At 72.0% G+C, this 26,732-nt stretch carries 19 protein-coding genes; 10 read left to right on the forward strand and 9 right to left on the reverse strand.

From position 1 onward, the window contains the following. Positions 1–64 precede the first annotated feature (64 nt). Positions 65–1,540, forward strand: a complete 1,476-nt coding sequence (locus LXM50_RS10240; protein ID WP_233311216.1) for a carboxylesterase/lipase family protein — start codon at positions 65–67, stop codon at positions 1,538–1,540. Between the two features lie 180 nt (positions 1,541–1,720). Here the strand turns inward: LXM50_RS10240 and LXM50_RS10245 are convergent, their stop codons facing one another. Beyond that, complete coding sequence (locus tag LXM50_RS10245) at positions 1,721–5,197, reverse strand: bifunctional proline dehydrogenase/L-glutamate gamma-semialdehyde dehydrogenase (RefSeq protein ID WP_233311217.1); 3,477 nt, start codon at positions 5,195–5,197, stop codon at positions 1,721–1,723. Between the two features lie 282 nt (positions 5,198–5,479). Here LXM50_RS10245 and LXM50_RS10250 point away from each other — a divergent pair, with 282 nt between their 5' ends. Then, entirely contained in the window at positions 5,480–6,373 is an 894-nt protein-coding gene (locus tag LXM50_RS10250) for a LysR substrate-binding domain-containing protein (RefSeq protein ID WP_233311218.1), read from the forward strand. Between the two features lie 163 nt (positions 6,374–6,536). On the opposite strand, the gene LXM50_RS10255 is transcribed toward LXM50_RS10250, so the two are convergent. The 4 genes from LXM50_RS10255 to LXM50_RS10270 all read right to left on the reverse strand — a co-directional run bounded on the left by LXM50_RS10255 (position 6,537) and on the right by LXM50_RS10270 (position 10,384). After that, complete coding sequence (locus tag LXM50_RS10255) at positions 6,537–7,532, reverse strand: site-specific DNA-methyltransferase (protein WP_233311219.1); 996 nt, start codon at positions 7,530–7,532, stop codon at positions 6,537–6,539. Beyond that, a complete protein-coding gene (locus tag LXM50_RS10260) occupies positions 7,511–8,560 on the reverse strand; it encodes a biotin/lipoate A/B protein ligase family protein (RefSeq protein ID WP_233311220.1) in 1,050 nt (349 codons plus the stop codon). The genes LXM50_RS10255 and LXM50_RS10260 overlap by 22 nt, the downstream gene beginning before the upstream one ends. Before the next feature lie 40 nt (positions 8,561–8,600). Beyond that, positions 8,601–9,470: an alpha/beta fold hydrolase gene (locus LXM50_RS10265; RefSeq protein ID WP_233311221.1), complete on the reverse strand. Its 870-nt coding sequence runs from the start codon at positions 9,468–9,470 to the stop codon at positions 8,601–8,603. Between the two features lie 170 nt (positions 9,471–9,640). Continuing rightward, positions 9,641–10,384, reverse strand: a complete 744-nt coding sequence (locus LXM50_RS10270) for a copper homeostasis protein CutC (RefSeq protein WP_233311222.1) — start codon at positions 10,382–10,384, stop codon at positions 9,641–9,643. A gap of 116 nt (positions 10,385–10,500) precedes the next feature. On the opposite strand from LXM50_RS10270, the gene LXM50_RS10275 reads away from it, so the two are divergent. The 7 genes from LXM50_RS10275 (at position 10,501) to LXM50_RS10305 (ending at position 18,666) form a co-directional block, all read left to right on the forward strand. Continuing rightward, positions 10,501–10,947: a MarR family winged helix-turn-helix transcriptional regulator gene (locus tag LXM50_RS10275; RefSeq protein ID WP_233311223.1), complete on the forward strand. Its 447-nt coding sequence runs from the start codon at positions 10,501–10,503 to the stop codon at positions 10,945–10,947. A gap of 5 nt (positions 10,948–10,952) precedes the next feature. Next, on the forward strand, positions 10,953–12,299 hold the full coding sequence (locus tag LXM50_RS10280; protein WP_233311302.1) for an MFS transporter: 1,347 nt from the start codon (positions 10,953–10,955) through the stop codon (positions 12,297–12,299). Then, complete coding sequence (locus LXM50_RS10285) at positions 12,296–13,537, forward strand: multidrug effflux MFS transporter (protein WP_233311224.1); 1,242 nt, start codon at positions 12,296–12,298, stop codon at positions 13,535–13,537. The genes LXM50_RS10280 and LXM50_RS10285 overlap by 4 nt, the downstream gene beginning before the upstream one ends. Before the next feature lie 198 nt (positions 13,538–13,735). After that, positions 13,736–15,508, forward strand: a complete 1,773-nt coding sequence (locus LXM50_RS10290) for a molybdopterin-dependent oxidoreductase (RefSeq protein WP_233311225.1) — start codon at positions 13,736–13,738, stop codon at positions 15,506–15,508. 77 nt (positions 15,509–15,585) lie between these two features. Then, complete coding sequence (locus LXM50_RS10295) at positions 15,586–16,554, forward strand: ABC transporter ATP-binding protein (protein WP_233311226.1); 969 nt, start codon at positions 15,586–15,588, stop codon at positions 16,552–16,554. After that, a complete protein-coding gene (locus tag LXM50_RS10300) occupies positions 16,554–18,164 on the forward strand; it encodes an ABC transporter permease (RefSeq protein ID WP_233311227.1) in 1,611 nt (536 codons plus the stop codon). The genes LXM50_RS10295 and LXM50_RS10300 overlap by 1 nt, the downstream gene beginning before the upstream one ends. 7 nt (positions 18,165–18,171) lie before the next feature. Beyond that, positions 18,172–18,666: a GbsR/MarR family transcriptional regulator gene (locus LXM50_RS10305; RefSeq protein ID WP_233311228.1), complete on the forward strand. Its 495-nt coding sequence runs from the start codon at positions 18,172–18,174 to the stop codon at positions 18,664–18,666. Between the two features lie 181 nt (positions 18,667–18,847). Here LXM50_RS10305 and rocD read toward each other — a convergent pair whose 3' ends face one another. The 3 genes from rocD to LXM50_RS10320 all read right to left on the reverse strand — a co-directional run bounded on the left by rocD (position 18,848) and on the right by LXM50_RS10320 (position 21,719). Further along, positions 18,848–20,089 (reverse strand): ornithine--oxo-acid transaminase, encoded by a 1,242-nt coding sequence (rocD, locus tag LXM50_RS10310; protein ID WP_233311229.1) that lies wholly within the window; start codon positions 20,087–20,089, stop codon positions 18,848–18,850. Beyond that, on the reverse strand, positions 20,089–20,961 hold the full coding sequence (ddaH, locus tag LXM50_RS10315) for a dimethylargininase (RefSeq protein ID WP_233311230.1): 873 nt from the start codon (positions 20,959–20,961) through the stop codon (positions 20,089–20,091). The genes rocD and ddaH overlap by 1 nt, the downstream gene beginning before the upstream one ends. A gap of 164 nt (positions 20,962–21,125) precedes the next feature. Further along, positions 21,126–21,719, reverse strand: coding sequence for a TetR/AcrR family transcriptional regulator (locus LXM50_RS10320; RefSeq protein ID WP_233311231.1), 594 nt, complete (start codon positions 21,717–21,719; stop codon positions 21,126–21,128). Between the two features lie 76 nt (positions 21,720–21,795). Here LXM50_RS10320 and LXM50_RS10325 point away from each other — a divergent pair, with 76 nt between their 5' ends. Next, a complete protein-coding gene (locus LXM50_RS10325; RefSeq protein WP_233311232.1) occupies positions 21,796–22,920 on the forward strand; it encodes a hypothetical protein in 1,125 nt (374 codons plus the stop codon). A 9-nt stretch (positions 22,921–22,929) separates the two neighbouring features. Here the strand turns inward: LXM50_RS10325 and LXM50_RS10330 are convergent, their stop codons facing one another. Then, positions 22,930–26,712, reverse strand: coding sequence for a bifunctional proline dehydrogenase/L-glutamate gamma-semialdehyde dehydrogenase (locus tag LXM50_RS10330; protein WP_233311233.1), 3,783 nt, complete (start codon positions 26,710–26,712; stop codon positions 22,930–22,932). Positions 26,713–26,732: the final 20 nt, after the last annotated feature.

Below are 26,732 nucleotides of genomic sequence, written 5' to 3' on the forward strand. Positions count from 1 at the left end.
TCCGGCCGATGGCGCCCTATTCGACCGAGTTCGACACCGGATTCCCGCCGGTTACCCTGATCGGGTGACCGCCGACGCACCACTCGCCCAGACCGACTCCGGCCCCGTCCGGGGATTCTGGCGGGGCGAGCCCGGCACGCCCGGCGCCTCGGCGGCATTCCTCGGGATCCCGTTCGCTGCCGCGCCCGTGGGCGAACGGCGCTTCTCGGCCCCGAAGCCGCCCGAGCCGTGGACGGAGGTGCGCGACGCGACGGCGTTCGGCCCCACGGCGCAGCGCGGCGACAAGGGCGAGACACTCATCCCCGAGCCGAGCATCCCCGGCGCCGCGACGCTGAACGTGAACGTGTTCACGCCGTCGGTCGAGGGATCCCGGGCCGTCATGGTCTGGATCCACGGCGGCGGCTACGTCGACGGCTCCCCTGCCAGCCCCTGGTACGACGGCGCCGCCTTCAACCGGGACGACGTGGTGACGGTGAGCGTCTCCTACCGGCTGGGCTTCGACGGCTTCGGCCTCATGCCGGGCGCTCCCGCGAATCGCGGGGTTCTGGACTGGATCGCGGCATTGGAGTGGGTGCAGCGCAACATCGCCGCGTTCGGCGGGGATCCGTCGCGCGTGACGATCGCCGGGCAGTCCGCTGGAGCCGGTGCGGTGCTGACCCTGCTCGGCCTGGAGCGCGCCCAGCACCTGTTCCACGCGGCAATGGCCTTCTCCCCTGCGCTCGCGGACATCGACCCGGATCTGGCGTCGCGACGCACCCGGGCGCTGGGCGTGCTGCTCGGCTGCGCACCCGACGCCGACGGCTTCCGCACGGTGCCCGAGCGCACCCTGCAGCGCGCCCAGCCGAAGGCCGCCCTGCTCGGCGCGACCCGGTTGAAGGCGCTGCTCGCTCCGCTCGCCGAGGGGCTGCCCTGGGGTCCGGTGGTCGACGGCGATGTCGTGCCGCGGCCCGCCGTCGCGGCGTTGCAGGCAGGGATCGGCGCCGACAAGCCGCTCCTGCTCGGCGCCACCGATGACGAGTTCACCATGACCATGGACCAGGCACCGGGCGTGCTGCGGTTCGTGCCCGCGTCGTTCGCGCTGATGCTGCTCACCCGCGATCGCAGCATGCGCCGCGCCTACCTCGCCGCGAACCGGGAGCAGCGCCGCCGCGGCACCCCGGCGCTGCTCGGACGGTTCGTGACGGACCGGGTGTTCCGCTCACTCGTGGTGCGGGCCGCCCAGGCCCGCGGCGATGCCCCCACCTGGGCCTACCGCTTCGCCTGGGTGTCTCCCGCGAAAGGGTGGTCATGCCACTGCCTCGACGTGCCGTTCTGGTTCGACGTGCTCGAGGATCCGTTCGTGGAGCGCCTGGCCGGCCCCACCCCGCCGCAGCACCTCGCGACCGAGATGCACGCCGTCGCGGCCCGGTTCGTCGAGGAGGGCGATCCGGGCTGGCCGCAATGGCGCACGGATCCGGGCCTCTCGCGCGTCTTCGGCGGCGGGCCCGCCGAGCCCGCGCTGTCGGCGACCGCCTACGACGGAGCCCTGCCGCTGGCCTGACCGCGCACGCCCTCGCCTTCGCCCCTCCCCAGGGGCCGTTGAGCGAGGACGCCGCAGGCCCTCATCGCCCGGAGTGGCCGGCCTTCTGCCGTGTTCGCTCAGAAGGACGAACCCGCCGTCCGATGGGAGCGGGACGGCGGGTTCGGGTCGATGCGGGGCCTGCGCCCCGGGCGGATCCGATCAGGCGATCGGGTCCAGCAGCGGGATCTCGTAGCGGTGCGGCGTGCCGAAGCGGTGCGCGGTGACCGAGACCGCCTGCTCGCGCAGGAAGGTCAGGATCTCCACGCGGCCGGCGGCGACCACGGGGTTCGCGTACAGCGCGAGGCTCGGCGAGCCGTCGACCGCTGCCGCCGTCGCAGCCGCGGCGGCGCCGACGAGGCGCACCCGGCCGTCCCGCGCAGCCAGGCGCTGGGCGTGCGCGGCCCATGCGGCGGCGTCCTCGGTGGCGACGGTCACGTCCTGCGTGCCGAGCCAGGTAGCCACGGATCCCGGCAGCGGAGCGAGCGTGCTGACGGTCACCCGCGCGCGGGCCCGGCGGCCGGCGGCGACCACACGGATCAGCTCGGCGACGCGGTCGCCCTCGAAGCGCACCGTGACCGGCACGGCCTGGTAGCGCAGCGCGTTCTGCTCGGTGGTGAGGCCGGTGGCGTCGCGCACCACGCCGAACTCGTCGGCCCAAACGTCGATGTCGGTGGCCAGCGCGCCGCGCAGCCACGCGATGTCCGCGTCGGCATCGCCCGCAGCCGCGAGCGCACCCACGGCACCGGTCGCGAGCGCGTCGAGCTCCCGCGTCGACGTGACGGGAGCGTCGGTCCACTCCGAGAGGCCCACGAGGTAGTTCGGGCCGCCCGCCTTGGAGCCGGCGCCGACCGCGGCCTTCTTCCAGCCGCCGAACGGCTGGCGCTGCACGATCGCACCCGTGGTGCCGCGGTTGACGTACACGTTGCCCGCCTGGATCGCGGCGAGCCACGTCTGGATCTCGTCCTCGTCGAGGGAGTGCAGCCCCGAGGTGAGGCCGTAGTCGATGTCGTTGACGACGTCGATCGCCTCGTCCAGGGAGTCGGCGGTCATGATGCCGAGCACCGGGCCGAAGTACTCCACGCGGTGGAACTCGCTTCCGCGCTGGACACCGTCGCGGATGCCCGGGCGCCAGAGCTGGCCGGCATCGTCGAGCTTCTCCGGCTGCAGCAGCCAGCTCTCACCCGCGTGCAGCGTGGTCAGGGCGCCGAGCAGCTTGCCCTCGGCCGGGCCGATGAGCGGGCCGATGCGGTTCGAGCCGTCCTCCGGCGTGCCCACGTCGTAGGCGCGCACGGCGTCGACGAGCTGGCGTCGGAACCGCTCGGAGCGCGCAGCGGATCCGACGAGCACCACGAGCGAGGCCGCGGAGCACTTCTGCCCGGCGTGGCCGAAGGCGGCGTAGGCGACATCCTTCGCGGCGAGGTCGAGGTCGGCCGACGGCGTGACGATGATCGCGTTCTTGCCGCTGGTCTCGGCGAGCAGCGGCAGGTCCTGGCGGAAGCCGCGGAACAGCTCGGCCGTCTCGTAGCCGCCAGTGAGGATCACGCGGCCCACGGCCGGGTCGCTCACGAGCTTCGTGCCGAGGTCGCGCCCGTCGAGCTGCACGTACTGCAGCACCTCGCGCGGCACGCCGGCCTCCCACAGCGCCTCGACCATGACCGCGCCGGAGCGGCGGGCCTGACGGGCGGGCTTGATGATGACCGGGGATCCGGTCGCCAGCGCCGAGAGGGTGGATCCGGCCGGGATCGCGACGGGGAAGTTCCACGGCGGGGTCACCACGGTCAGTCCGACCGGCTGCATGACCGCGCCGTCGACGTCGGCGAGCTGCTTGGCGCTCTCCGCGTAGTAGTGCGCGAAGTCGATCGCCTCGGAGACCTCGGGGTCGCCCTGCTCGATGACCTTGCCGGCCTCGGATCCCATGACCTCCAGCAGCTCGGCGCGACGCGCTTCGAGCACATCGCCGGCCTTGTGCAGGATCGCGGCACGCCCCTCGGCGCCGAGTGCACGCCAGGCCTCGCCCGCGGCGACGGCGGTCGAGATCGCGTCGTCGACCTGCTCCGGCGTGGAGAGGGTGTTCGCTTCGACCGTCGCGTTGCCGAGCTCCGAGCCCTTCATGCGGGCGCGGATCGCGTCACCCCAGGCGCGGTTGGCCGCGAGCGACGGGTCGGTGTCGGGGGCGTTCAGGAAGCCGTCCGTGAGTCCCGCGGTGATGGGAGCGGTACGGTCCTGCACGCGGTTGGTGCCGGGCACCTCGGTCGGCATGCTGCGCACGGAGGCGAGGAAGCGCTCCTTCTCGCGTTCGAAGAGCTTCGGGTCCGCGTCGAGGTCGAAGACCGCCGACATGAAGTTCTCCTGCGAGGCCCCCTCCTCGAGGCGGCGGATGAGGTAGGCGATCGCGACGTCGAACTCGTCGGGGTGCACGACCGGGGTGTACAGCAGCAGGGATCCGACCGTGCGCTTGACGACCTGCGCCTGAGCCGAGGCCATGCCGAGCAGCATCTCGAACTCGATGCCCTCGGTCACTCCGCGCTTGGAGGCGAGCAGCCAGGCCATCGCGATGTCGAAGAGGTTGTGGCCGGCGACACCGATCCGCAGGTTGGCCACGTGCTCGGGGCGCAGTGCGTACTCCAGCACGGCCTTGTACGAGGCGTCGGACTGCTGCTTGGTCGACCAGGTGGCGAGCGGCCAGCCGTGCGACTCGGCGTCGACGGTCTCCATGGGCAGGTTCGCGCCCTTGACGACGCGCACCTTGATCGGCGCGCCGCCATCGGCCACGCGCTTCGCCGCCCACTCCTGCAGGCGGATCATCGCGCCGAGCGCGTCGGGCAGGTAGGCCTGCAGCACGATGCCGGCTTCGAGGCCGCGGAACTCCGGACGTTCGAGGATGTTCGTGAAGACCGCGATCGTGAGGTCGAGGTCCTTGAACTCCTCCATGTCGAGGTTGATGAACTTCGCGGATCCGTCGGGCATGCCCTTGAGCGCGATCCGGTACAGCGGCAGCAGCGCCTCAGCGGCGTCGGCGACGGCGGCGTCGAACGCCCACGGGCTGTGCGGGGCGACGGTCGACGAGACCTTGATCGAGACGTAGTCGACGTCGTCGCGCTCCAGCAGACGGCGGGTGCCCTCCAGGCGGCGCGCGGCCTCCTCGCGGCCGAGGATCGCCTCGCCGAGGAGGTTGATGTTGAGCTTCACGCCCTGGCTCTCGCGGATGTGCGCGATCGACTTGCCGAGCTTCTCGTCGCGGGCGTCGACGATGAGGTGGCGCACCATCTGGCGCAGCACCGTGCGCGCCGCGGGCACGACGATCCCGGGGACCATGCCTGCGGTCGCGCCGCCGAGCCCGATCGCGGCCTTCATCGGCGCGGGCAGGAAGCCCGGGGTGAGCGGCACGAGCTCCTTGAGCTTCGCGGCGGCGACCTTGAGGTCCTCCGGACGCACGACGCCGTCCACGAAGCCCACGGTGAAGTCGAGGCCGTTGGGGTCGCGCAGCACGCCGGCGAGACGCTGGCCCGCGGCGTCGACGGGGACCTCGCGGCTCTCCACGAGCCACTTCTTGACGAGGGCGACGGCGTCGTCGGCGAGGGCGGAGAGATCGTCGATGCCGGCTGCGGTGCCGACAGGGCTTTCGTTGGCGGTCATGGTTCCTCGTGGGTTCGGTGCCGGGTCGGGATCACGCGCACGCGCGCGGGATGCTCCCAGCATGGATCCGATCTCCCTGCAGGAAAAGCGATGATTCCTGGCGAGTATCATTCGATCCTGTCGATGCATTGTGGGGCCTCGGCACATCCGCCATCGACGCCTTACCCGCGAGACCGAACCTGCGTCCCGAGACCGACGATCACATCGTCGGTCTCGGGACGTGAGTTCGGTCTCGCGATCGCCCGGAACGGCCGGACGGCGAGACAGCAGAGGAGGGCCACCATGTTCGAGTTGCGCCGATTGCGGTTGCTGCACGAGTTCGCCCTGCGCGGCACGATCGCCGAGGTCGCGCATTCGCTGTCGTACAGCCCCTCGACGGTGTCGCAGCAGCTCGCGCTGCTCGAGCGCGAGGCCGGAGTCGCCCTGCTCGAACCCGATGGGCGCCGTATCAGGTTGACCCCGGAGGGCAGGGTGCTCGCCGAGCACGCCGCGCGCGCCCTCGAACTCGACGAGCAGGCCCGGCAGGCGCTCGCGCACGCCCCGGCCGAGGCCGTGCGGATCAGCGCCATGCCGACCGCCGCCGAGACCATCGTGCCGGCCGCACTCACCGCGCTCACCGTCGCGCATCCGCACCTGCGCGTCGAGATGACCGAGGCCCCGCCCGAGGAGGGCCTGTTCGAGCTCACCGCGCGCCGGTTCGATCTCGTGATCGCCGAGCAGTATCCGGGCCACACCCGGGAGCGGCACGCCGGCAACGCGCACGAGCTCATCGGCGAGGATCCGATCCGCCTCGTCCTGCCTCCCGGCGAGCGCGCCGTGTCGCTCGATCGGCTGCGAGACCGGCCCTGGGTCATGGAGCCGACCGGATCCGCCGCGCGCCAGTGGGCGGTCCAGCAGTGCCGCGCCGCGGGCTTCGAGCCCGACGTGCGCTTCGAGGCCGCCGATCTGACCGCGCACGTGCGGCTGATCGAGACCGGCCACGCGGTCGGCATGCTGCCAGATCTCATCTGGGGCGACACCCCTGCAGCGGTCACCTTCGCCGAGCTGCCCGGATCCCCCGTGCGGGAGGTCTTCACGGCCGTGCGCGAGTCGGCGCGGGGGTCCGAAGCGATCGGCGCCGTGCGCGGCGCGCTCGCGGAGGCGTTCGCACAGCACCGTCGCCCCCGCGCCCGCTGAGCCGGCCGGGACCGTCGCAGCCGGGGCACGAGAAGCGCGGCCGGCTCACCGCTCCGGCCTGTGACGATCAACACATCCCGCGACGATCAGCACACGTTTTCTCCGGATCCGTGTGCTGATCGTCACAATGTGTGCCGATCGTCACGGGCCGGCAGGCAGGGGCTCAGCCCTCCCGCACGCTCGCATGCGGGATCCGCTGCCGCATCACCCGCACAGCCTCGGGGCTCACGTCGACGAGCAGAGCATCGCGGCCGAGTGCGGAGGCGACGGCGCCCGCGGTACCGGATCCGGCGAACAGATCCAGGATCCGATCCCCCGGACGACTGGACGCCTGGATCATGCGGCGCAGGATCCCCTCCGGCTTCTGGGTCGGATAGCCGGTCTTCTCCCGCCCCGACGTGGGCACGATCGTGTGCCACCACACATCGGTGGGCAGCTTGCCGCGCTCCCGCTTGGCGGCGCTGACCAGGCTCGGCGCCATGTAGGGCTCGCGCTCGATGTCGTCGACGTTGAACACGTGCCCGCCCGGCGTCTTCACGTAGACGAGGATCGTGTCGTGCTTCGTGGGCCAGCGCGTGCGCGGCTTGGCGCCGTAGTCGTAGGCCCAGATGATCTCGTTCAGGAAGCAGTCCCGCCCGAACACCGCGTCCAGCATGACCTTCGCGTAGTGCGCCTCGCGGTAGTCGAGGTGCAGGTAGAGCGTGCCGTCGTCGGCGAGCAGCCGCCACGCCTCCTCGAGCCGCGGCATGAGGAAGTCGCCGTAGTCGTCGAATCGATCGTCGTACGCGTGCAGCAGCTCGCGCACCCGCTCGTAGCGGTGCCCGTGGAAGCCGTGGTTGACCTCGCGCGAGCGCTCCTCGGGGGCCGGCCGCTCCGTTCTCAGGATGGATTTCGCGGATCCCCGGATTCCGGGCACGGAATCCGCCGAGTCCCCGGACTCATCCTGAATCGCGTCCGCCGGGCGGTCGGCACGGCGGCTCGAGACCGCGTGCCGCTCCTGCGTGCGGCCGGTGTTGAACGGCGGATCCAGGTAGACGAGCGTGAAGGATCCGTCCGGCAGCGTGCGGGCGACGTCCAGCGCCTCCCCGTGCACGATCTCGACGGCGCCGGGCGTCGGCGCGCCCTCGGCGGCCGGGCTCACGGAACCCGGTGCAGCCACGCCTCGGTGCCGAACTTCGTGCGCACGAGCTCCTCCGCGGCCTCGTACTCGTCGGCGGCGATCACGCCGTCCTCGGCACCGGTGACCGCGCGGAACGTGTCCTTGAACCGCTCGATGATCTCGGCGCGGCTGAGGCCGGTCTGGCTGCGCAGCGGATCCACCCGCTTGGCGGCCGAAGCCGTGCCCTTGTCGCTGAGCTTCTCACGGCCGATCCGCAGGACCTCGGTCATCATCTGGCCGTCGATGTCGTAGGACAGCGTGGCGTGGTGCAGCACGCCTCCGTTGGCGAGCCGCTTCTGCGCGGCGCCGCCGATCTTGCCGCTGGGGCCGGCGATGTCGTTGAGTGGCTGGTACACCGCGTCGATGCCGAGCGAGCGCAGCGCCTGCAGCACCCAGTCGTCGAGGAACGCGTAGGAGTCGGCGAACGTCATGCCCTGCACGAGCGTCGCCGGCACGTACAGCGAGTAGGTGATGATCTGACCGGCGGCCATCATCATCGCACCGCCCCCGGAGATGCGCCGGACGACGTCGAAGCCGTGCTTCGCGGCCCCGGCCGGATCCACCTCGTTGCGATACGACTGGAAGGATCCGATCACCACGGCGGACTCGTCCCACTCCCAGATCCGCAGCGTGGGACGACGCCGACCCTCGCCGACGCGGGTGGTGAGCACCTCATCGAGGGCGAGGTTCATCCGCGGCGAGACGGCCTTGTCGTGCAGGATCTCCCAGTCGAAGTCGCGCCAGCCCGGCGCCGTGACGAGCGCGCGGCGCACCGCGGTCCCGACGGCCTCGGGCGTGAGTCCGAGCAGTTGCGCACCCTCGGGAAGCGCGGCGCGCACGGCGGCGGCGATGGCCGATGCGTCCGTCTCGACGGGCAGTCCGGTGACCGCGGCGTTGATGTCGTCGAGGGCGTCGTCCGGCTCGAGGAAGAAGTCCCCCGCCAGCCGGAAGTCGGCGATCGCGCCGTCCGTCACCTCGAAGTCGACGACGACCAGCTTGCCGCCAGGAACCTTGTACTCACCGTGCACCGCTCCAGCCTACGGGGCGGCGGCGCGGGGCGGACCCGCGTCAGTCCCGGGACGGGACGCGCTTGTCGAGCCAGGCGAGCAGATCGGCGCGGACCTCGGCCTGCTGCAGTTCGTTGAAGATCTCGTGACGCGCGTCGGGGTACACCAGCGTGGTCACGTCAGTGAGGCCGGAGCGGTTGCGGTAGTCGTCGGCGAGGCGGTGCACGCTGCGCGGTCCGCCGACCGGGTCGTCGCGGCCGACCATGAGCAGCACGGGCACGTCGTTCGGGAAGTCCTTGCCCGGGCGTCCGTAGAGCCGCGCGGCCTCGATGGGTCCGAACAGCTTCAGCAGCGGGACCTCGGTGGTCAGCGGATCGGCGCGGAACGCCTCCCACACGGCGGGATCGCGCGTGAGCCACTCGAGCCCGTGCGCGGCCGGTCCCTTCCATCGCGCGTTCAGCGGCCGCGAGTTGAGATCGGTCGGGGTGCGGTGGGCGGATCCGGTGAGGATCACGGCGTCATAGGCGTCCGGATGCGCGTTGAGCACCATCTGGGCGAGGAAGGATCCCCAGGAGTGACCGAGCAGCACGAGCGGCAGCCCGGGGTTCTCCGCGCGGATGAGCTCGGTCAGCTGCCACTCGTCGGCCACGACCGCGCGCATGCCGCCGGGGCCGAGCCGCCCCAGCTTCGCCGCGTCGCCATGCTGCTTCATGCCCGTGCGCCCGTGCCCACGGTGGTCGTCGGCGTAGACCGTGAAGCCGGCGGCGGTGAGCTCGGCGATCACCGCGCCGTAGCGGCCGGCGTGCTCGCCGACCCCGTGCAGCAGCTGCACCACCCCGCGGGGCGTGACGCCGCCGGCGGCGGGGTGGACGTCGTAGACGATCGCGATGCCGTGTGCGTCGGTGAACTCGGCGGTGCGGGGCTCAGCCATGCCCCGAGTCTACGGATCCGGCGCCCGCACGCCGCATCGGGTCTGCAGATGACGCGGCCCGCGTCGCACGGATGCGGTGTCGTGGGTCGGCCCGCGTCGGCTGGAGCACGCGTCAGATCCCGACTGCGACCGGGGCTCGCGCCAGATCCCGACTGCGACCGGGGCTCGCGTCAGAGCCCGAGCGCGGCGCGCACGGCGAGCGCCTCCGCGAGGTCGGTGACCTCGTGGCCGCCGCCGTCGTCGGCCGCGGATCCCATCCGCACGGATCCGGACGCGGCGACCGTGCGCTTGGCGGAGAAATGCAGGGCGTCCACCCCGGTCGCGGCGATCTCCGCAGCGTTGACCGCGGTGACGCCGCTGCCGGCCATCACCTCGATCCGGCCGGCGGCATCCGCGACCAGGGCCCGCAGCATGTCCACACCGTCGCGCGCGGCCGACGCTCCGCCCGAGGTCAGCACGCGGGTGAGCCCCAGGGCGAGGGCGACGTCCAGCCCCGCGACGAGATCCGGGGTGGCGTCGATCGCCCGATGCAGAGTCACCGCGGCATCGGCGCTCGTCTCGCGCGCCGCGTCTCGCAGCCGCACCAGCGCATCGGCGTCGAGCTCGCCGCCGGCGGCCTGCGCGCCGATCACGACGCCCGTCGCGCCGTGCGCGAGCATCCACCGCACATCCCGCACCGCGGTCGCGATCTCCTCCGCGTCGTAGTGGAACCCGCCCGCGCGGGGGCGCACCAGCACGTGCACCTCTGGACCGCCGTGCGCCGCCGCCTCGACCGCGAGCTCGAGTGTCGCGGGCGACGGCGTGAGTCCGCCGAGGGCGAGGGCCTGCGTCAGCTCGACGCGGCGCGCGCCGATCTCGCGGGCGACGCGCACTCCGGCAGCGTCCTGGACGGCGACTTCGAGCGCGAGGGGCATCCGACCATTCTCACCGTTCGACGAAGCGGGCGGAATGGACGCGCGGGCATTTGTTCAGCCTCTTGCATGACGTATTCGCCCCGCCGGGCCGAATACTTAGTTAGGCTATCTAAGCAATGACCTCCGAGAACCTGCACGAGACCGCCACCGAACTGCGCCTCGCCACGTTCCGACTCGCCCGCCGGCTGCGCTCCGTGCGCGCTGTGGACAGCCGCAACACGGCGATGAGCGATGCCCAGCTGGGCGTGCTCGCCGCGCTCCGCGCGCACGGGCGCCACTCCCTCACCGCCCTCGCCGACCGGGAGCGCGTCACGGCGCCGACCATGAGCGCCCTCGTGACAGGCCTCGAGGAGCAGGGCTACGCGATCCGGATCCCCGACGAGGTGGATCGGCGCCGCGTGCACGTGGAGATCACGCCCGCAGGCGAGACCGTCGTGACGGAGACCTTCGAGCGTCGCACCCAGCTGCTGATGGCCGAGATCACCGAGCTCGACCTCACCGACGACGAGCTGCGGGTGCTGCACGAAGCCAGCATCCTGATGCGGAAGCTGGCCGAGCTGTGAGTCAGATGTTCCGCTCCTTCGGGGCCTACAACTACCGGATCTGGTTCTTCGGCGCGATCATCTCGAACATCGGCGGCTGGATGCAGTCGACCGCGCAGGACTGGGTCGTGCTCACCGAGCTCACGCACAACGACGCGACGGCGATGGGCGCGACCATGGCGCTGCAGTTCGGGCCGCCCCTGGTGCTGGTCGGGCTCACGGGCCGGGTCGCCGACCGCTTCGACCGGCGTCGGATCCTGCTCGTCACGCAGAGCACGCTGATGGCGCTCGCCATCGCGGTCGCCGTGCTCCTGCTCACGCACGTGATGACGCTGCCGTTGATGCTCGTGTTCGCGGCGTGCTTCGGCATCGCGAACGCGTTCGACGCCCCCGCCCGGCAGGCGTTCGTCTCCGACATGGTCTCGATGGAGAACGCCTCGAACGCGGTCGCGCTGAACTCCGCGTCCTTCAACATGGCGCGGCTGATCGGCCCCGCCGTCGGCGGTCTCGCGATCGTCGCGCTCGGATCCGGCTGGGTGTTCGTCGCCAATGCGGCCACGTTCCTCGCGATGATCGTGGCGCTGCTCCTGATCCGCACCCGCGAGCTCATGCCGCGGCCGAAGAACCGCCGCGCCGGCGGGCTCATCGTGGGCATGCGGTACGTGGGCAGCCGCCCGGACCTCGTGGTCGTCTTCGCGATGGTCTTCCTCATCGGCGCGTTCGGCATGAACTTCCCGATCTTCGCGTCGACCATGGCGCTCGAGTTCCACAAGCAGGCCGACGGCTACGGTGTGCTCAGCTCGGTGCTCGCGATCGGATCCCTCACCGGGGCACTGCTGGCCGCCCGCCGCGATCGCGCCAGGGTGCGAGTGCTGATGATCGCCGCCGGCGGGTTCGGCGGCGCCTCGATCGTGTCGGCGCAGATGCCGACCTACGTCTCCTACGCGGTCACGCTCGTGTTCGTCGGATTCTCCACGGTGACCATGCTGACGACGGCGAACGGCTACGTGCAGACGACGACGGATCCGGCCCTGCGCGGCCGAGTGCTCGCGTTGTACATGGCCGTGGTGATGGGCGCGACACCGATCGGCGCCCCGATCGCAGGCTGGGTGGCCGACGCCTTCGGGCCACGTGCGGCGATCATGGTCGGCGGCGCCGCCGGACTCCTGTCGTTCGCGATCGGCGCGGCGTGGATGCTCTACTCCGGGCGGCTGCACCGCCGGGAGGAGTCCCGCTTCCTGCTCACGCTCGACGAGACGCGGCCGGTGCGGGTGGTGGAGGCGATGCGGCGCGCGGTGACCCCGCCGATCACGAGCGCGACCACGCCGATCCGGGTCGAGCCGCGCGCCGCGGGCTCGGGCGACGACGCGTGAGCGGCGCATCCTCGGCCGAGGACGCCCGCGGCCGTCGGTCGCTGCTGCCCGCGCTCGGTGCGCTCTCGGCGTTCGGCCCGCTCTCCATGGATCTGTACATCCCTGCGCTGCCCCAGCTCGGGCGGGATCTGCACACCACCGAGACCCTCGCCCAGGTGACCATGAGCGCATGCCTCATCGGGCTCGCACTCGGTCAGCTGCTGTGGGGCCCGATCAGCGACCGCTACGGGCGCCGACGCCCGCTGCTGTGGGCGGTCGCCGGGTTCGCCCTCGCCTCGCTCGTGTGCGCCCTCTCGCCGTCGATCGAGCTGCTGATCGCGGTGCGCCTGCTGCAGGGTCTCTGCGGCGCGGCGGGGATGGTGATCGCCCGCGCGGTCGTGCACGACGTGTACGAGGGTGCGGAGGCGACGGCGGGCTTCGCCGCGCTCACGGCGATCGCCGGTGCAGCACCCGTGCTCGCCCCGCTGCTCGGCGGCCTGCTGCTGACGTTCACGGACTGGCGCGGTCTGTTCGTCGCGCTCGGCGTGATCGGCGCGCTGCTCCTGCTGACGGCAGCGCTCGCCGTGCCCGAGACCCACCCCCGCGCGGAGCGCACCACGGGCGGGCTCGGCAATGACCTGCGCGGGATCGGAGCGGCCCTCGGCAACGGGCCGTTCCTGGTGTTCGCCCTCACTCTGGGGCTCGCCGCGGGAGGGTTCTTCGCCTACCTGCAGATGTCGTCGTTCGTGCTGCAGAACCAGTTCGGCGTCGACGCTCAGGGCTTCGCACTCATCTTCGCCATGAACTCCGGCGGCATCGTGCTGGGGGCCTGGCTCAGCCGCCGCCTCGCACGCCGCACCGACGGGCGCCGCTTCGACGGTCGCCGCGTCGTGCTGACCTCGCTCACCCTCGGCACCGCCGCGGCCGCGGCGGTGCTGGCGAGCGCGCTGCTGCACAGCCCGCTGCCGTGGCTGCTCGCGCCGCTCTTCGTGCTCGTCGGACTGCACGGCGTGAACAACCCGACGCTGACCGCGCTGGCGCTGTCCCGCATCACGCGCGGGGCGGGGTCCGCCTCCGCCATCCTCGGCACGCTCTCGGCCCTGCTGGGCGCTCTGGTGCCGCCGCTGCTCTCGCGCGCCGGAGCGTCGGCCGCTCTCATGGGCGGGACGATGCTGGTCGCCTTCGCCGCCGCACTGGTGCTGCTGGCCGCGACCGGGCGGATCACACGCGCACGAGACCGGCCTGATCCACCGGCCTGAACGGATCCGGACCGCGCATCCGTCCTCGCCTCCGCTCCCCCGCTGCCGCTCCGTGGTCGCCGCTCCGTGGTCGCCACCTGCGGCCAGGCCCCCGGCCCGGACGCGATCCAGGTCCGCTGAGCAGTCCGGATCTGCGAAGTTCTTACGGATCCGTGATCTCGCCGCCCTGGGGATCCTGCAGATTCGTACGCTGAGAGCATGACCGGATCCGCTTCGCGTGACAGGGCAGGGGCCGCCGCAGCCGGCATCGCCGCGGCCCTGCTGGGGATCGGCGCGGGCGAGCTCATCGCGACGCTGCTGGCGCCGCAGTCCAGCCCGTTCGCGGTCGTCGGCGGCACCCTGATCGACGCTGCCCCGGCCTGGGCGAAGGACACGGCGATCGCCTGGTTCGGCACCGGGGACAAGACGGCGCTGCTCACCGGGATCGCGATCATGCTGCTCGCCGCCGCGGCCGCGCTGGGGCTCGGCGAACGACTCCGAAGCGGCATCGGAGTCGCCGGTTTCGTGGTGCTCGGAGCCGCGGTCTCGCTGATCGCCCCGCTGCGCGCCGACGCCGCCACCCTGTCCTGGCTGCCCGCGCTGCTGTCCGGGATCGTCGCCGCCCTCGTGCTGCGCATGCTCCTGCGGCGGCTGCCCGACCGGCGCCTACCCGACCGCGACACTGCATCTGCGTCTCGAGACAGCAGACGAGAACTGCAGTCTCGAGACGGAGATGCAGTCTCACGGTCCTCGGGCGAGGAGGCGCCGGGCTCGCCGGAATGGAAGGACTCGCCACCCGCCCCTCACGAGACGCCCGCATCCTCGCCCGAACACGCCGCCCCTGCCGCTTCGCAGCCCTGGGGCGAGGAGATCCCGACCGCACCCGACGGGCCGCCCGTGCCCGTGGCTCCCCGCGCGACGAACGACACCTCCCGCCGCCGCTTCCTGGCCTGGACCGTCGGCACCGCCGCCGTCGGGATCCTCGCGGCCGTCGCCGCCACGGCGGCGCGGGCCGGATCCGTCGCCGTCGGCACCGTGCGCAGCGCGCTGCACCTGCCCCGGCCCGCGGTGCCCGCCGCTCCGGTCCCGGCCGGCGCCGCGCTGAAGGTCGACGGCCTGAGTCCGCTGATCACCCCGAACGCCGACTTCTACCGCATCGACACCGCGCTCGTCGTGCCGCAGGTGGATCCCGCGACCTGGCGGCTGCGCATCCACGGAATGGTCGCGCACGAGGTGGAGCTCACCTGGGACGAGCTGTTGGCGCTCCCACTCGTGGAGAGCGCCGCCACGCTGTCCTGCGTGTCGAACGAGGTCGGCGGCGACCTCATCGGCAACGCCGTGTGGCTCGGCTACCCGATCCGCGAGCTGCTCGCGAGGGCGCAGCCGTCCGCCGACGCCGACATGGTGCTCTCGACCTCCGCGGACGGCTTCACGGCGGGCACACCGCTGGAGGTCCTGACCGACGACCGGGCCGCACTGCTCGCGATCGGCATGAACGGCCAGCCGCTGCCGTTCGAGCACGGGTTCCCGGTGCGCATGGTGGTGCCGGGTCTGTACGGCTACGTCTCGGCGACGAAATGGGTCACGGATCTGGAGGTCACCCGCTTCGACCGGGCGACCGCGTACTGGACGGCGCGCGGCTGGTCTGAGCGCGGCCCGATCAAGCTCGAGTCGCGCATCGACGTGCCTCGAGGCCCCGTCCCCGCCGGCGACACGGTGATCGCCGGGGTCGCGTGGCAGCCGCATGCCGGCGTCTCCGCCGTCGAGGTGCAGGTCGATGACGGTCCGTGGCAGCGCGCCGAGCTCGCCCCGGCGATCTCGGCCGACACCTGGGTGCAATGGCGGCTGCCGTGGAAGGCGACCGCCGGCCAGCGCACCGTCCGCTGCCGGGCGATCGGCGCCGACGGCACCGTGCAGACCGCGGACGTCGCACCCCCGGCGCCGGACGGTGCGACGGGCTGGCACACGATCGGGGTGACGGTCAACGCCTGAGCCGGCACAGGATCCTCACGGAATCCAAACGCTTCACTTCCTTCACGAATTTGTGAAATCGGCGTAGCATCGCCGCCATGAACACGATCATCCGCACCGACGGCCTCACCAAGCACTACGGCCGCGTGCATGCGCTCGACGGACTGGACCTCAGCGTCGACGAGGGCCAGGTGCACGGCTTCCTCGGCCCGAACGGGGCCGGCAAGTCCACCACGATCAGAATCCTGCTGGGTCTCGCCCGCAGGACCGGCGGGTCCGCCACCGTCTTCGGGGAGGATCCCTGGACATCGGCCGTGGGCATCCACCGCCGCGTCGCATACGTGCCCGGCGACGTCAGCGTCTGGCCGAATCTCTCCGGAGGCGAGGCGATCGACTTCCTCGCACGCCTCCGGGGAGCTGCGACCAAGGACCCCTCCTACCGCGCGGAGCGGGAGCGCCTCATGACGGCGTTCCAGTTCGACCCGCGCAAGAAGGGCCGCGCCTATTCGAAGGGCAACCGGCAGAAGGTCGCGCTGATCGCCGCCTTCGCCGTCCCCGCCGACCTGTACATCCTCGACGAGCCGACCAGCGGGCTGGATCCCCTCATGGAGGTCGTCTTCCGCGACGAGGTGCAGCGAATCAGGAGCCGCGGCGCGACCGTGCTGCTCTCCAGCCACATCCTGTCGGAGGTCGAGCTGCTCTGCGATCGCGTCAGCATCATCCGCGCCGGGCGGATCGTGGAATCCGGCACGCTCTCGGAGCTGCGCCACCTCACGCGCACCGAGGTGTCGTTCGAGGCCGCCGACGACGCCGCCCTGGCCGGGATCCCCGGCGCGCACGACGGCACGTTCGACGACGGCCGGGTCCGGTTCACGGTCGACAGCGACGCGGTCCCGTCGGTGCTGCCCGTGCTCGCGCAGCGCAGCGTCGCGGGCCTGCGCATCGAGCCGCCCTCCCTGGAGGAGCTGTTCCTTCGGCACTACGGCGACGACCTGGCCGCTCTGCGAGCCGCCGAAGAGGACGGCGGCACCCGCGCCTCGCGTCGCGCCGCCATGAAGGAGTCATGATGGGCGCCCTGCTCCGGCAGCGCCTGCGCCGCGACTGGCTGCAGGTGCTGCTCTGGATCCTCGCCACGGTCCTGATGGCCGCCGCCGGCTACTCGGGCGTGACCCAGTCCTACGCCACCCACACCGATCGGGTCGAGGTGCTCTCGGCGGTCATGGCGAACCCCGTCATCATGATGTTCCGCGGGCTCCCCTCCGGAGCCTCGGAGGGGCAGTTCCTCTCGTTCGAGGTCCTGCCGTGGCTCACGATGCTCGCCGCACTGATGAGCACCTTCCTCGCCGTCCGCCACACCCGCGGCGACGAGGAGGCGGGCCGCACGGAACTCGTCGCGGCCACCCCCGTGGGGCGCGCACTGCCGACCGTCGCCACGATCATCCACGGCGCAAGCGCGAACATCGTCCTCGGCGTCCTGGTGGCGGTGACACTGATCGGGTCCAAGCTCGACGCGACCGGATCCTGGCTCATGGGCGCGACCTCCGCGACGACGGGCATCGCCTTCCTGGGCATCGGCCTGCTGGCCGCGCAGCTCATGCGCACCTCCCGCGGGGCCAACGCGCTCACCGTGTGGATCCTGGTCGGCACGTTCCTGGTGAACGGGATCGGCAATGTCGCGGGCACGCCCAGCGACGACCTCACCCGCATCACGAGCTCGGGGCTTGTCTGGGCCTCGCCGTTCGGCTGGGCCGAGCAGGCGCGCCCGTACGACGCGAACGACGGCTGGCCCGCGCTGCTCGGGCTCGCATTCGGGCTGCTGCTGGCGATCGTCGCCGTGGCGCTGCAGTCGGCGCGCGACATCGGCGAGGGCTTCGTCCCAGCTCGCCCCGGCCGCGTGCACGCCCGGCCCGCGCTGTCGACGCCGCACGCGCTCGTGTGGCGGCTGACCAACGGCGCGATCATCGGCTGGGCCGTCGGCGGCGCGCTCACCGGCGTGCTCGCGACCAAGCTGTCCGGGCTCGCCGGGCAGATCTCGGGGCAGAACCCCGCGGTGCAGCAGATCCTCGACAAGATCGGCAAGGCCGGCAACCTCGAGGAGACCGTCGTCTCGGTGTTCTTCACGATGATGGGGATCCTGGCCGCATGCGCCGCCGTGCAGATCGTCGCGCGCGCGAGGCAGGAGGAGGCGCACGGCACCGCCGAGAGCGTGCTCGCACAGCCGGTCGGACGGGTGCGGTGGCTGCGGGACTACCTGCTGGTGGCGACGTTCGCGATCGCGATCATCGTCGCGGCGGCGATCCTCGCGGGCTACGCCGGACTCGTCGGCAACAAGGACGCGTCGTCGCTGATGCAGGTCGTCACCGTGGTCGGAATCGGGCAGGGCCTCGCCGCCTGCGTGTTCACCGTGCTCACCGGGATCGCATTCGTACTGCTGCCGCGCGGCACGGTCCCCGTCGCGTGGGCGCTCGTGCTCGTGGCCACGCTGTTCGGCCTGTTCGGTCCGCTGTTCGGGCTGCCGGAGTGGACCACGCGGTTCTCTCCGTTCTCGGTCACCCCGATCGTGACGAACGGCGACGTGGACCTGCGCGGGACGTGGTGGCTCGTGCTGGTGGTCGCGGCCGGTGCGACCGCGGCGCTCGCTCTGATGCGCCGCCGCGAACTCCGGACCGCGGGATGATGGGCTCATGAAGGCGCAGGATCCGGCACCGCTCGTGCACCACGGGGTCGATGCCGCGGAGGCCGCGGCGGCGATGATCGCCGCCGTCGGCTTCCCGCGCATGCCGGGACGCGTGATGATGGCGCTCATCGCCGCGCCCGCGGATGGATACACCGCGGCGGAGCTGGCCGAACGGCTGGGCATCAGCGCGGCCGCGGTGTCGGGGGCGGTGCGCTACCTGCAGACGATCCAGGTGATCCGTCGCGTCTCCCGGCCCGATCGCCGGCGCGACCACTACGTCATCATCCCGGACACCTGGTACGGGCTGATGACGAACAACGGCCCGATCTACGAGCGCCTCGCCGCGCACATCGAGGCGATCGGGGCCGAGCACGCCGACGACCATGCCGCCCGGGATCGGGCCTCGGAGATGGCGGAGTTCTTCCGGTTCATGGCGCGGCGCATGCCGCAGCTGATCGACGAGTGGGAGGCCCTGCGCGCCGAGCATCGCCTGGCGGAGTGACCCCCTCCGCTCCGGTGCTGCTCCCGTCCCGGCCCATGATCGCCGAAACCCCCGCGCAGCGCCGAGACCCCCACGTGGCGGCGCCTGCCCGTGGGGGTTTCGGCGCGCCGTGGGGGTCTCGGCGAGCTCGTGCACGCGGGGAAGCCCCGCGGGCCGACCGGACGTACCCGAGCCGCGGGCGTCAGCCGCCGAGCACCACGCGGAGTTGCTCGAGCGCCCAGTCCAGCTCGGTCGCACGCACCACGATGGGCGGGGCGATGCGGATCGTCTGGCCGTGGGTGTCCTTCACGAGCACGCCACGGTCCAGCAGCTTCTCCGCGATCTCGCGTCCGGTGCCGCGCGACGGATCGATGTCGACCCCGGCCCACAGACCGGCGACGCGCACCTCGGTCACCCCGTGGCCGAGGAACGCCTCGAGGCCGGCGCGCAGGTGTTCCCCCAGCGCGCGGGCGCGCTCCTGGAACTCCCCGGACTCGAGCATCTCGACCGCGCGCAGCCCGACGGCCGCGGCGAGCGGATTGCCGCCGAACGTGGATCCGTGCTCGCCCGGACGGATGACGCCCAGCACGTCCTCGTTCCCGACGACGGCCGAGACGGGCAGCAGCCCGCCGCCGAGCGCCTTGCCGAGCAGGTACAGGTCGGGCACGACGCCCTCGCGATCGCACGCGAAGGTCTCGCCCACGCGTCCGAGTCCAGACTGGATCTCGTCGGCGATGAACAGCACGTTCCGCTCGTCGCAGATCTCCCGAATCCGCCGCAGGTAGCCGTCGGGCGGGATGATCACGCCACCCTCACCCTGGATGGGCTCGACGAGCACGGCGACGGTGTCATCGGTGATCGCCGCCGCGATCGCCTCGGCGTCGGCGTAGGGCACCGCGTCGAAGCCGGGCGTGAACGGACCGAAGCCGTCACGCGCCGACTCGTCGTCGCTGAAGCCGACGATGGTCGTGGTGCGGCCGTGGAAGTTGCCGTGCGCCACGATGATGCGCGCCGCGTCCGGGCGCACGCCCTTGACACGGTAGCCCCAGGCGCGGGCGACCTTGATGCCGGTCTCGACGGCCTCGGCGCCGGTGTTCATCGGCAGCACCAGATCCTTGCCGCACAGCCGGGCGAGAGCCGCGGCGAACGGCTCGAGCCGGTCGTTGCGGAAGGCGCGGCTGGTGAGCGCGACCCGGCCCAGCTGCTCCTCGAGGGCGGCGACGAGCGCGGGGTGACGATGCCCGAAGTTCACCGCGGAGTACGCCGCGAGCAGGTCGAGGTAGCGCTTGCCCTCGACGTCGGTCACCCATGCGCCCTCGGCACGGGCGATCGTGACATCGAGCGGGGCGTAGTTGCGCGCCACGTGCGGCTCGGCGCCGGCCTCCGGATCCTGCCCGGCGATCGTGCCGTGCTCCGCGTACTCCCTGACCTGCTCCGGCGTCATCACGCGCCCCGCAGTTCCAGGGTGCAGCACTTGATGCCGCCGCCGCCGAGCAGCAGCTCGCTGAGGTCGACCATGAGGGGGTTGTAGCCGCGCTCGCGCAGCTGCTTCTCGAAGCCGGTCGCGCGCGGCGAGATGATCACGTTGTAGCCGTCGCTCGCCGAGTTCAGGCCGAACACGGCACCGTCCTCGTCCGAGACCAGGATCGCGTCCGGGAAGCGCTCCTCGAGAATCGCGCGGCTGGCGTCGTCGAAGGCGTGCGGAAGGTATGCGATGTTCGCGGTCGCCGGGCCGCCGTTCTCCTCGCCGATCACGGGGTCGAGCACGGTCAGCGCGGTGTCGAGGTGGTAGAAGCGCGGGTCGACGAGCGTCAGCGTCACGACCTCGCGACCGAAGACCTCGCTCACCTCGCGGTGGCTGTCGCCGGCGGAACGGAAGCCCGTACCGGCCAGGATCACGTCGCCGGCGAGCAGGAAGTCGCCCTCGCCCTCGTTGATCTCCTTCGGCATCACGGTGTCGAAGCCGTGGGTGCGGAACCAGTCGGCGAACGCGGGGGACTCGCCCTGGCGCTGCTCGTAGTAGAACGACGGCACGTAGGCACGGCCGCCGATCACGAAGCCGCCGTTGGCCGTGTAGACCATGTCGGGGTAGCCGGCGAGCGGCTCGATGAGCTCGACCTCGTGCCCCAGCTCGAGGTACAGGTCGTACAGCTTCTGCCACTGCGCGACGGCCTTGGCCGTGTCGGTGGGGTTCGCCGGCTCCATCCACGGGTTGATGCTGTAGTTCACCGTGAAGTGCTCGGGCTTGCACATCAGGTACCGGCGGTGGTGCGCGGTACGGGCCGGCGTGGCAGTGGCGGTCTCAGGCGTCGACATGAGGCTCCTCGGAATCTTCGGTCGCGGCGGACGCTGTCCTGAGGCCCGGCGGTCCTTCGATCCGTTGTGCGGAGAAGATGCGACACGGGCACGCCGCCGCCCATTGTCTCACCCGAGCCTGGATATGGCCCTCACGGCGCGGCCGCGGCCGAAGGCGGCCGATGTCAGCCCGGCAGCGTGTCGCCGATCGCGCGCAGGTAGCGGTCGGCGTCGAAGTCCTCCAGAAGCGCGGTCTGCACCGCCGCACCCTGCACCAGTCCGACGATCAGAAGCGCCATCCCCTGGGCCCAGGCCTCGGGATCGGAAGGAACCGGATCCGGCTGCGTGCGGGACCAGGCCACCATCGACTGCACGAACACCTGGCGCACTTCCGGGAAGACCCGGGACACGAGCGCGCGCAGCTCCGGATCCGTCACCGCCTCACCCCAGGTCTGCACGATCAGCGGCAGCGTAGCGATCTCGCGCAGACCACGGATCGTCATCACCGCCAGCTCACGCGGCGACCTCGGCGCGGGCCGCCCGTCGGCGCCGACGCCGATCTCGGCGATGCGCTCGCCGAGCACGGTCTCGGCGACCGCCTCGAGCAGTTCCTGCTTGCCGGCGAAGTAGCCGTAGATCGCCCCCGCCGACGAACCCGACTCGGCGATGATGTCGGCCATCGACGTCCGCTGATATCCGGTCCGTCCGAACGACCGCATGGCCGCGGCGATGATCTCGGCGCGACGCTCCTGCTTGCGCTCTGCGCTGATCTTCGGCATCGGGACCTCCTGGCTTGACTTCTCACTCTCTCAGGTGAACTATACAAAACGAACATTCATTCTGTTTGGAGTCCTCGTGAACACCGCACCGCGCAACGTTCTGCACACGACCTGGCCCCGTGCCGTCCTCACCGCCCTCGGCGCCTGCCTGATCGTCGGCGTGGTCCTCCTCGGCTTCGCCTGGCCCTCGGTCACCGCCTCGCCGAAGAACCTCCCGGTCGGCATCGTCGGATCCGACGCCCAGGTGACCCAGGTCGAGAAGGCGATCGCCGAGAAGGCCGACGGCGCGGTGAGGCTCTCGGTGTACGACGATCGCGCCGCCGCCGTCGCCGCGATCAAGAGCCGCCACGCCTATGGGGCGATCGTGCTCGGAGCCGCGCCGACGGACGCACCCGAGATCCTCACCTCCTCGGCGGCGAGCACCGCGGCCGCGCAGCTGCTGCAGGGACTAGGCACCGGGCTGCAGGCGCAGATCGACGCGCAGATCCGCAGCACGGTCGAGAAGAACGTGCAGAAGGCGGCGGCCGCAGGCCCCGCGGGTGCCACCGCGCTGCAGAAGCTCACGATCCCGACCGTGACGGTCGTGGTGAACGACGTCGTGCCGCTCACGGACTCCGACCCGCGCGGCACCGGCATCGCCGCGGCCATGTTCCCGCTGACGCTCGGCGGCATGCTGGGCGCGATGGTGGTCTCGTTCGCCATCAAGGGCAGCTGGCGGCGGCTGGCCGGGCTCGCCGTCTATGCGGTCGGCGCGGGCCTGGTGCTGACCTCGATCCTGCAGGCCTGGTTCGGCGCCCTGCAGGGCGACTTCCTGACGAACGCCGCGGCGATCGCCCTGTCGATCGCCGCGGTCTCGGCGCCGATCGTGGGGCTGTACAGCCTGATCGGCGCCCCCGGGCTGGGGCTCGGCGCCGGGTTCACGCTGCTGATCGCGAATCCGCTGTCGGCCGCGACGATGCCGGTGGAGTTCCTGGCGACGCCATGGGGATCGTTCGGTCAGGCCCTCGCGCCGGGCGCCGCGGGCACCCTGATCCGCACGCTCTCGTACTTCCCCGACGCGGCCACCGGCACGCAATGGACGACGCTCGCGATCTGGGCCGGCGCAGGGCTCCTGCTGCTCGCGCTGAGCGGTGTGCGGCGACCCGCCTCTGCCGCGGCGGGGCTGTCGTCGACCTCGTCCGCGCAGCCGGCCACCGCCTGACCCGGCGCGTCAGATCACCCCCGCGCTCCAGTCGTCGGGGTTGCCGTAACGGTGCGCGGTGATCGCGATGGCCTGCTCGTGCAGGAACGGCAGCAGCTCGATGCGGCCGGCGGTGGTCACCTCGCCGGCGAAGATCGCCAGATCCGGATCCCCCTGCACCGCCTCGGCGAGCGCGGCTTGCAACGCCGCGACGTCGTCCGCCGCGCCCACGATGCGCACGCGGTTCGGCCGCGCCGGCGCACCCTCCACAGCGGGTTCCTTCTCGCTTCCGTCGCGCTCTCTGCCGCTTTCCGTCAGGCTTTCCGGCAGTTTCTGCGACGGGAGCAGATCGGATCCGTGCGCCGTCACCGCCGGCCCCGTGAACCGCTGGGTCCACTCCGCGTCGCTCTCCACGAACACGGTGACACCGGCCTCCCCCAGCACGCGGCGCACCGCAGCGGGCAGGCCGATCGGCGACGACAGGGTGAACGCTCCCCCGCCGCGGATCGCCGCGATCGCCACCCGCAGCAGCGCGCGCAGGGGCGCCTCGCCCGTGGCGCGCACGGCGACGGGCACCGAGCGGTACCGGAAAAGATTGCGCTCCACGCCGAGACGCGAGACGTCGCGCACGCGCCCGAATTCGCGATCCCAGGCCAGCGCATCCGATAGCGCCGCCCGGCGCAGCCACTCGAACGCCGCGTAGTCCAGCGACGGCTGGGCCGCCTCGATGAGTGCGGTGATGCGAGAGTCCAGCCCGCGCAGATGCAGGGTCGTGGATCCGGCCCCGCCGGTGTCCCGCCAGGATCCGAGCCCGATCAGGTGGTTCGGCCCGCCCGCCTTCGTGCCGGTGCCGACCGAGGAGCGCTTCCACCCGCCGAAGGGCTGACGCTGCACGATGGCGCCGGTGATGCCCCGGTTCACGTAGAGGTTGCCGGCCTGCACGCGGTCGAGCCAGAGGGCCAGGTCGTCCGGATCCTGCGTGTGCAGCCCCGCCGTGAGCCCGTAGTCCACCGCGTTCTGCAACTCGACCGCCCGCGCGAGCGTCGGGGCGTGCATGACGCCGAGGACCGGACCGAAGAACTCCTCGCGATGGAAGCGCGATCCCGGCTGCACGCCGAGACGGATGCCCGGCGTCCACAGCCGCCCCTCCGATCCGGGGATCTCGCGCGGCTTCAGCAGCCACTTCTCGTCGGGACCGAGCTCGGTGAGCGCCCACTGCAGCTTGCCCTGCGGCGGTTCGATCACCGGCCCGACCTCGGCGCGCGGATCCTCGGGCCACGCCACCCGCATCGACCGGGTCGCGTCGACGAGCTGGCGCGCGAACCGCTTCGACCGCCCCACGGGGCCCACCAGGATCGCGAGCGACGCGGCGGAGCACTTCTGCCCGGCGTGCGCGAACGCGCTCTTCACGAGGTCGGCCACGGCGAGATCCAGATCCGCCGACGGGGCGATCACGATCGCGTTCTTCCCGCTCGTCTCGGCGTGCAGAGCCAGGTCGTGCCGCCAGCTGCGGAACAGCGCGGCGGTCTCGAAGGATCCGGTGAGGATCACCCGGTCGACCTCGGGATGCGCGATGAGCGCCCGGCCGAGCTCGCCCTCGGAGATGTCGACGAAGGCGAGCAGGTCGCGCGGGATCCCCGCATCCCACAGCGCAGCCGCGATCACGGCCGCCGAACGCCGGGCCTGCGGCGCCGGCTTGAACACGACACCGGATCCCGCGGCGAGCGCGGCGAGCACGCCGCCCGCGGGGATCGACAGCGGGAAGTTCCAGGGCGGGGCCACCACGGTGACACGGGACGGCACGAACGCGGCTCCGGGGATCGCGTCGAGCTCGCGGGCCTTGGCGGCGTAGTAGCGCGCGAAATCGACGGCCTCGCTGACCTCCACATCACCCTCGGAGATCACCTTGCCCGTCTCGGCGGCAGCGACCTCGATGAGCTCGGCGCGACGCGACTCGAGCACCGCGGCGACTCGCAGCAGCACCTCGCCGCGCTCGGCGGCCGGTCGAACACCCCACGCTCCCGCCGCAGCCCGCACGCGGGACAGGATCCGCTCCAGCTCCGCCTCTTCGGCGACGCGCGCGCTGCGCACGATCCCGTCGCCCGTCGTGGACGCTGGGATCCGGGCGAGGATCTCATGGGCCCACTCGCGGTTCGCCGGCAGCGCCGGATCGCTGTCCACGGCGTTGCGGAAGCCGGGCGCGCCCGCAGCGACGGCGGACTCGTCCTCGCGCGCGGCGAACACGGCCGTCTCGACGAAGGTGTCGCCGGGATCCACGGCCTCGGCGATGCCGAGCACGGCCTGCGTGAGGGCGGCGGACTCCGTGTCGGGATCCGTGGTGAGCGCGGTGGACTCGTGCACCGGGGCGAGCCGGTTCTGACGGCGGCGCGGACGCGCGAGCAGCCCGGGATCGGCGGAGCGCTCGAGCGACAGCGCGAACCGGTTGATCTCGCGATCGAGTGCATCCGGATCCTCATGCAGCCGGAACGCCGCGGAGAGGAAGTTCTCCGGGGAGGCGGTCTCCTCGAGCCGTCGCACCAGATAGCTGATCGCGACGTCGAACTCCTGCGGCTTGACGACCGGCACGTACAGCAGCACGTGCCCGACCTCGCGACTCACCGCCTCGACCTGCCCCTGGGCCATGCCGAGCAGCATCTCGAACTCGATCGGCGCGGATCCGGATCCGTCGTCACCGATCTCGGGTCGCACCCCGCGATCGCCGGCGAGCAACCACGCGTACGCGATGTCGAAGAGGTTGTGACCCGCGATGCCGATGCGCACGGCCCGCACCGATTCGGGCGTGAGCGCCGCGTCCAGGCAGCGCAGGTAGTTCGCATCGGTGTCGATCTTGGTGTCGTAGGGGGCGGGCGTCCAGCCGTGCAACGCGGCCTCGACCCGCTCCATGGCGAGGTTGGCGCCCTTCACGAGGCGCACCTTGATCGGCGCACCGCCGTGGTCGACGCGATCCTTCGCCCAGGCGGTGAGCTCGCGCAGCGCCGGCAGGGCGTCGGGCAGGTAGGCCTGCAGCACGATGCCCGCTTCGAGGTCCTTCAGCCGCGGATCCTCCATGATGCGCGTGAACACCGCGATGGTGAGGTCGAGGTCGCGGTACTCCTCCATGTCGAGGTTGATGAATGTCCTGCGGCTCTTGGGGCTCGCCGAGGCCCACGGATCCCCCGCCGCCGTCAGATACAGCGGCAGCAGCCGCTCCGCCACCTGCTCGACGACCTCGTCGAACGCCCACATCGAGATGCGGCTCACGACCGCCGAGACCTTGACCGAGACGTAGTCGACGTCGTCGCGGCGGATGAGATCGTGGATCCCGTCGAGGCGGCGCTGCGCCTCGTCCTCTCCGAGCACGGCCTCGCCGAGCAGGTTGAGGTTCAGGCGGGCGCCGGTCGAGCGCAACTTGGCGATCGCGGGGCCGAGCTTGGCCGGGCGGGCATCGGCGATGAGGTGGCCGACCATCTCGCGCAGCACCGTGCGGGCGATCGGCACCGTCGGCGCGGGGATCCCCTGCGCGACCAGGCCGCCCGCACGGACGGCCGCCCGCAGATACCAGGGCAGGAAGCCGGGCACGAGGGGAGCCACCCTGTGCAGTCCGGAGGCCGCCGCACCCAGGCTCTCCGGCCGCATCACGTCGTCGACGAAGCCGAGTGTGAACGGCAGCCCGTTCGGATCCCGCAGCACCCCGGCGAGCCGCTCGGCGGCCGGATCCGCATGCGAGGAGGCGGCCTCGTCGATCCAGCGCTGAGCCAGGGCCACGGCCCGGCGCGCGCGCTCGGTCTCCGAGGCGTTCAGCCACTGCGGCATCGGTTTCGTCCTTCCCGCCC

The organism is Microbacterium sp. Au-Mic1, assembly GCF_021341785.1.
Classification (GTDB): Bacteria; Actinomycetota; Actinomycetes; order Actinomycetales; family Microbacteriaceae; genus Microbacterium.

Excerpts from the sequence above, each read along its gene's own strand:
- LXM50_RS10330 (WP_233311233.1), bottom strand. The coding sequence starts at position 26,712 with ATGCCGCAGTGGCTGAACGCCTCGGAGACCGAGCGCGCGCGCCGGGCC.
- LXM50_RS10275 (WP_233311223.1), top strand. The coding sequence starts at position 10,501 with ATGACCTCCGAGAACCTGCACGAGACCGCCACCGAACTGCGCCTCGCC.
- LXM50_RS10250 (WP_233311218.1), top strand. The coding sequence starts at position 5,480 with ATGTTCGAGTTGCGCCGATTGCGGTTGCTGCACGAGTTCGCCCTGCGC.
- LXM50_RS10265 (WP_233311221.1), bottom strand. The coding sequence starts at position 9,470 with ATGGCTGAGCCCCGCACCGCCGAGTTCACCGACGCACACGGCATCGCG.
- LXM50_RS10270 (WP_233311222.1), bottom strand. The coding sequence starts at position 10,384 with ATGCCCCTCGCGCTCGAAGTCGCCGTCCAGGACGCTGCCGGAGTGCGC.
- LXM50_RS10295 (WP_233311226.1), top strand. The coding sequence starts at position 15,586 with ATGAACACGATCATCCGCACCGACGGCCTCACCAAGCACTACGGCCGC.
- ddaH (WP_233311230.1), bottom strand. The coding sequence starts at position 20,961 with ATGTCGACGCCTGAGACCGCCACTGCCACGCCGGCCCGTACCGCGCAC.
- LXM50_RS10320 (WP_233311231.1), bottom strand. The coding sequence starts at position 21,719 with ATGCCGAAGATCAGCGCAGAGCGCAAGCAGGAGCGTCGCGCCGAGATC.
- LXM50_RS10300 (WP_233311227.1), top strand. The coding sequence starts at position 16,554 with ATGGGCGCCCTGCTCCGGCAGCGCCTGCGCCGCGACTGGCTGCAGGTG.
- rocD (WP_233311229.1), bottom strand. The coding sequence starts at position 20,089 with ATGACGCCGGAGCAGGTCAGGGAGTACGCGGAGCACGGCACGATCGCC.
- LXM50_RS10245 (WP_233311217.1), bottom strand. The coding sequence starts at position 5,197 with ATGACCGCCAACGAAAGCCCTGTCGGCACCGCAGCCGGCATCGACGAT.
- LXM50_RS10290 (WP_233311225.1), top strand. The coding sequence starts at position 13,736 with ATGACCGGATCCGCTTCGCGTGACAGGGCAGGGGCCGCCGCAGCCGGC.
- LXM50_RS10305 (WP_233311228.1), top strand. The coding sequence starts at position 18,172 with ATGAAGGCGCAGGATCCGGCACCGCTCGTGCACCACGGGGTCGATGCC.
- LXM50_RS10280 (WP_233311302.1), top strand. The coding sequence starts at position 10,953 with ATGTTCCGCTCCTTCGGGGCCTACAACTACCGGATCTGGTTCTTCGGC.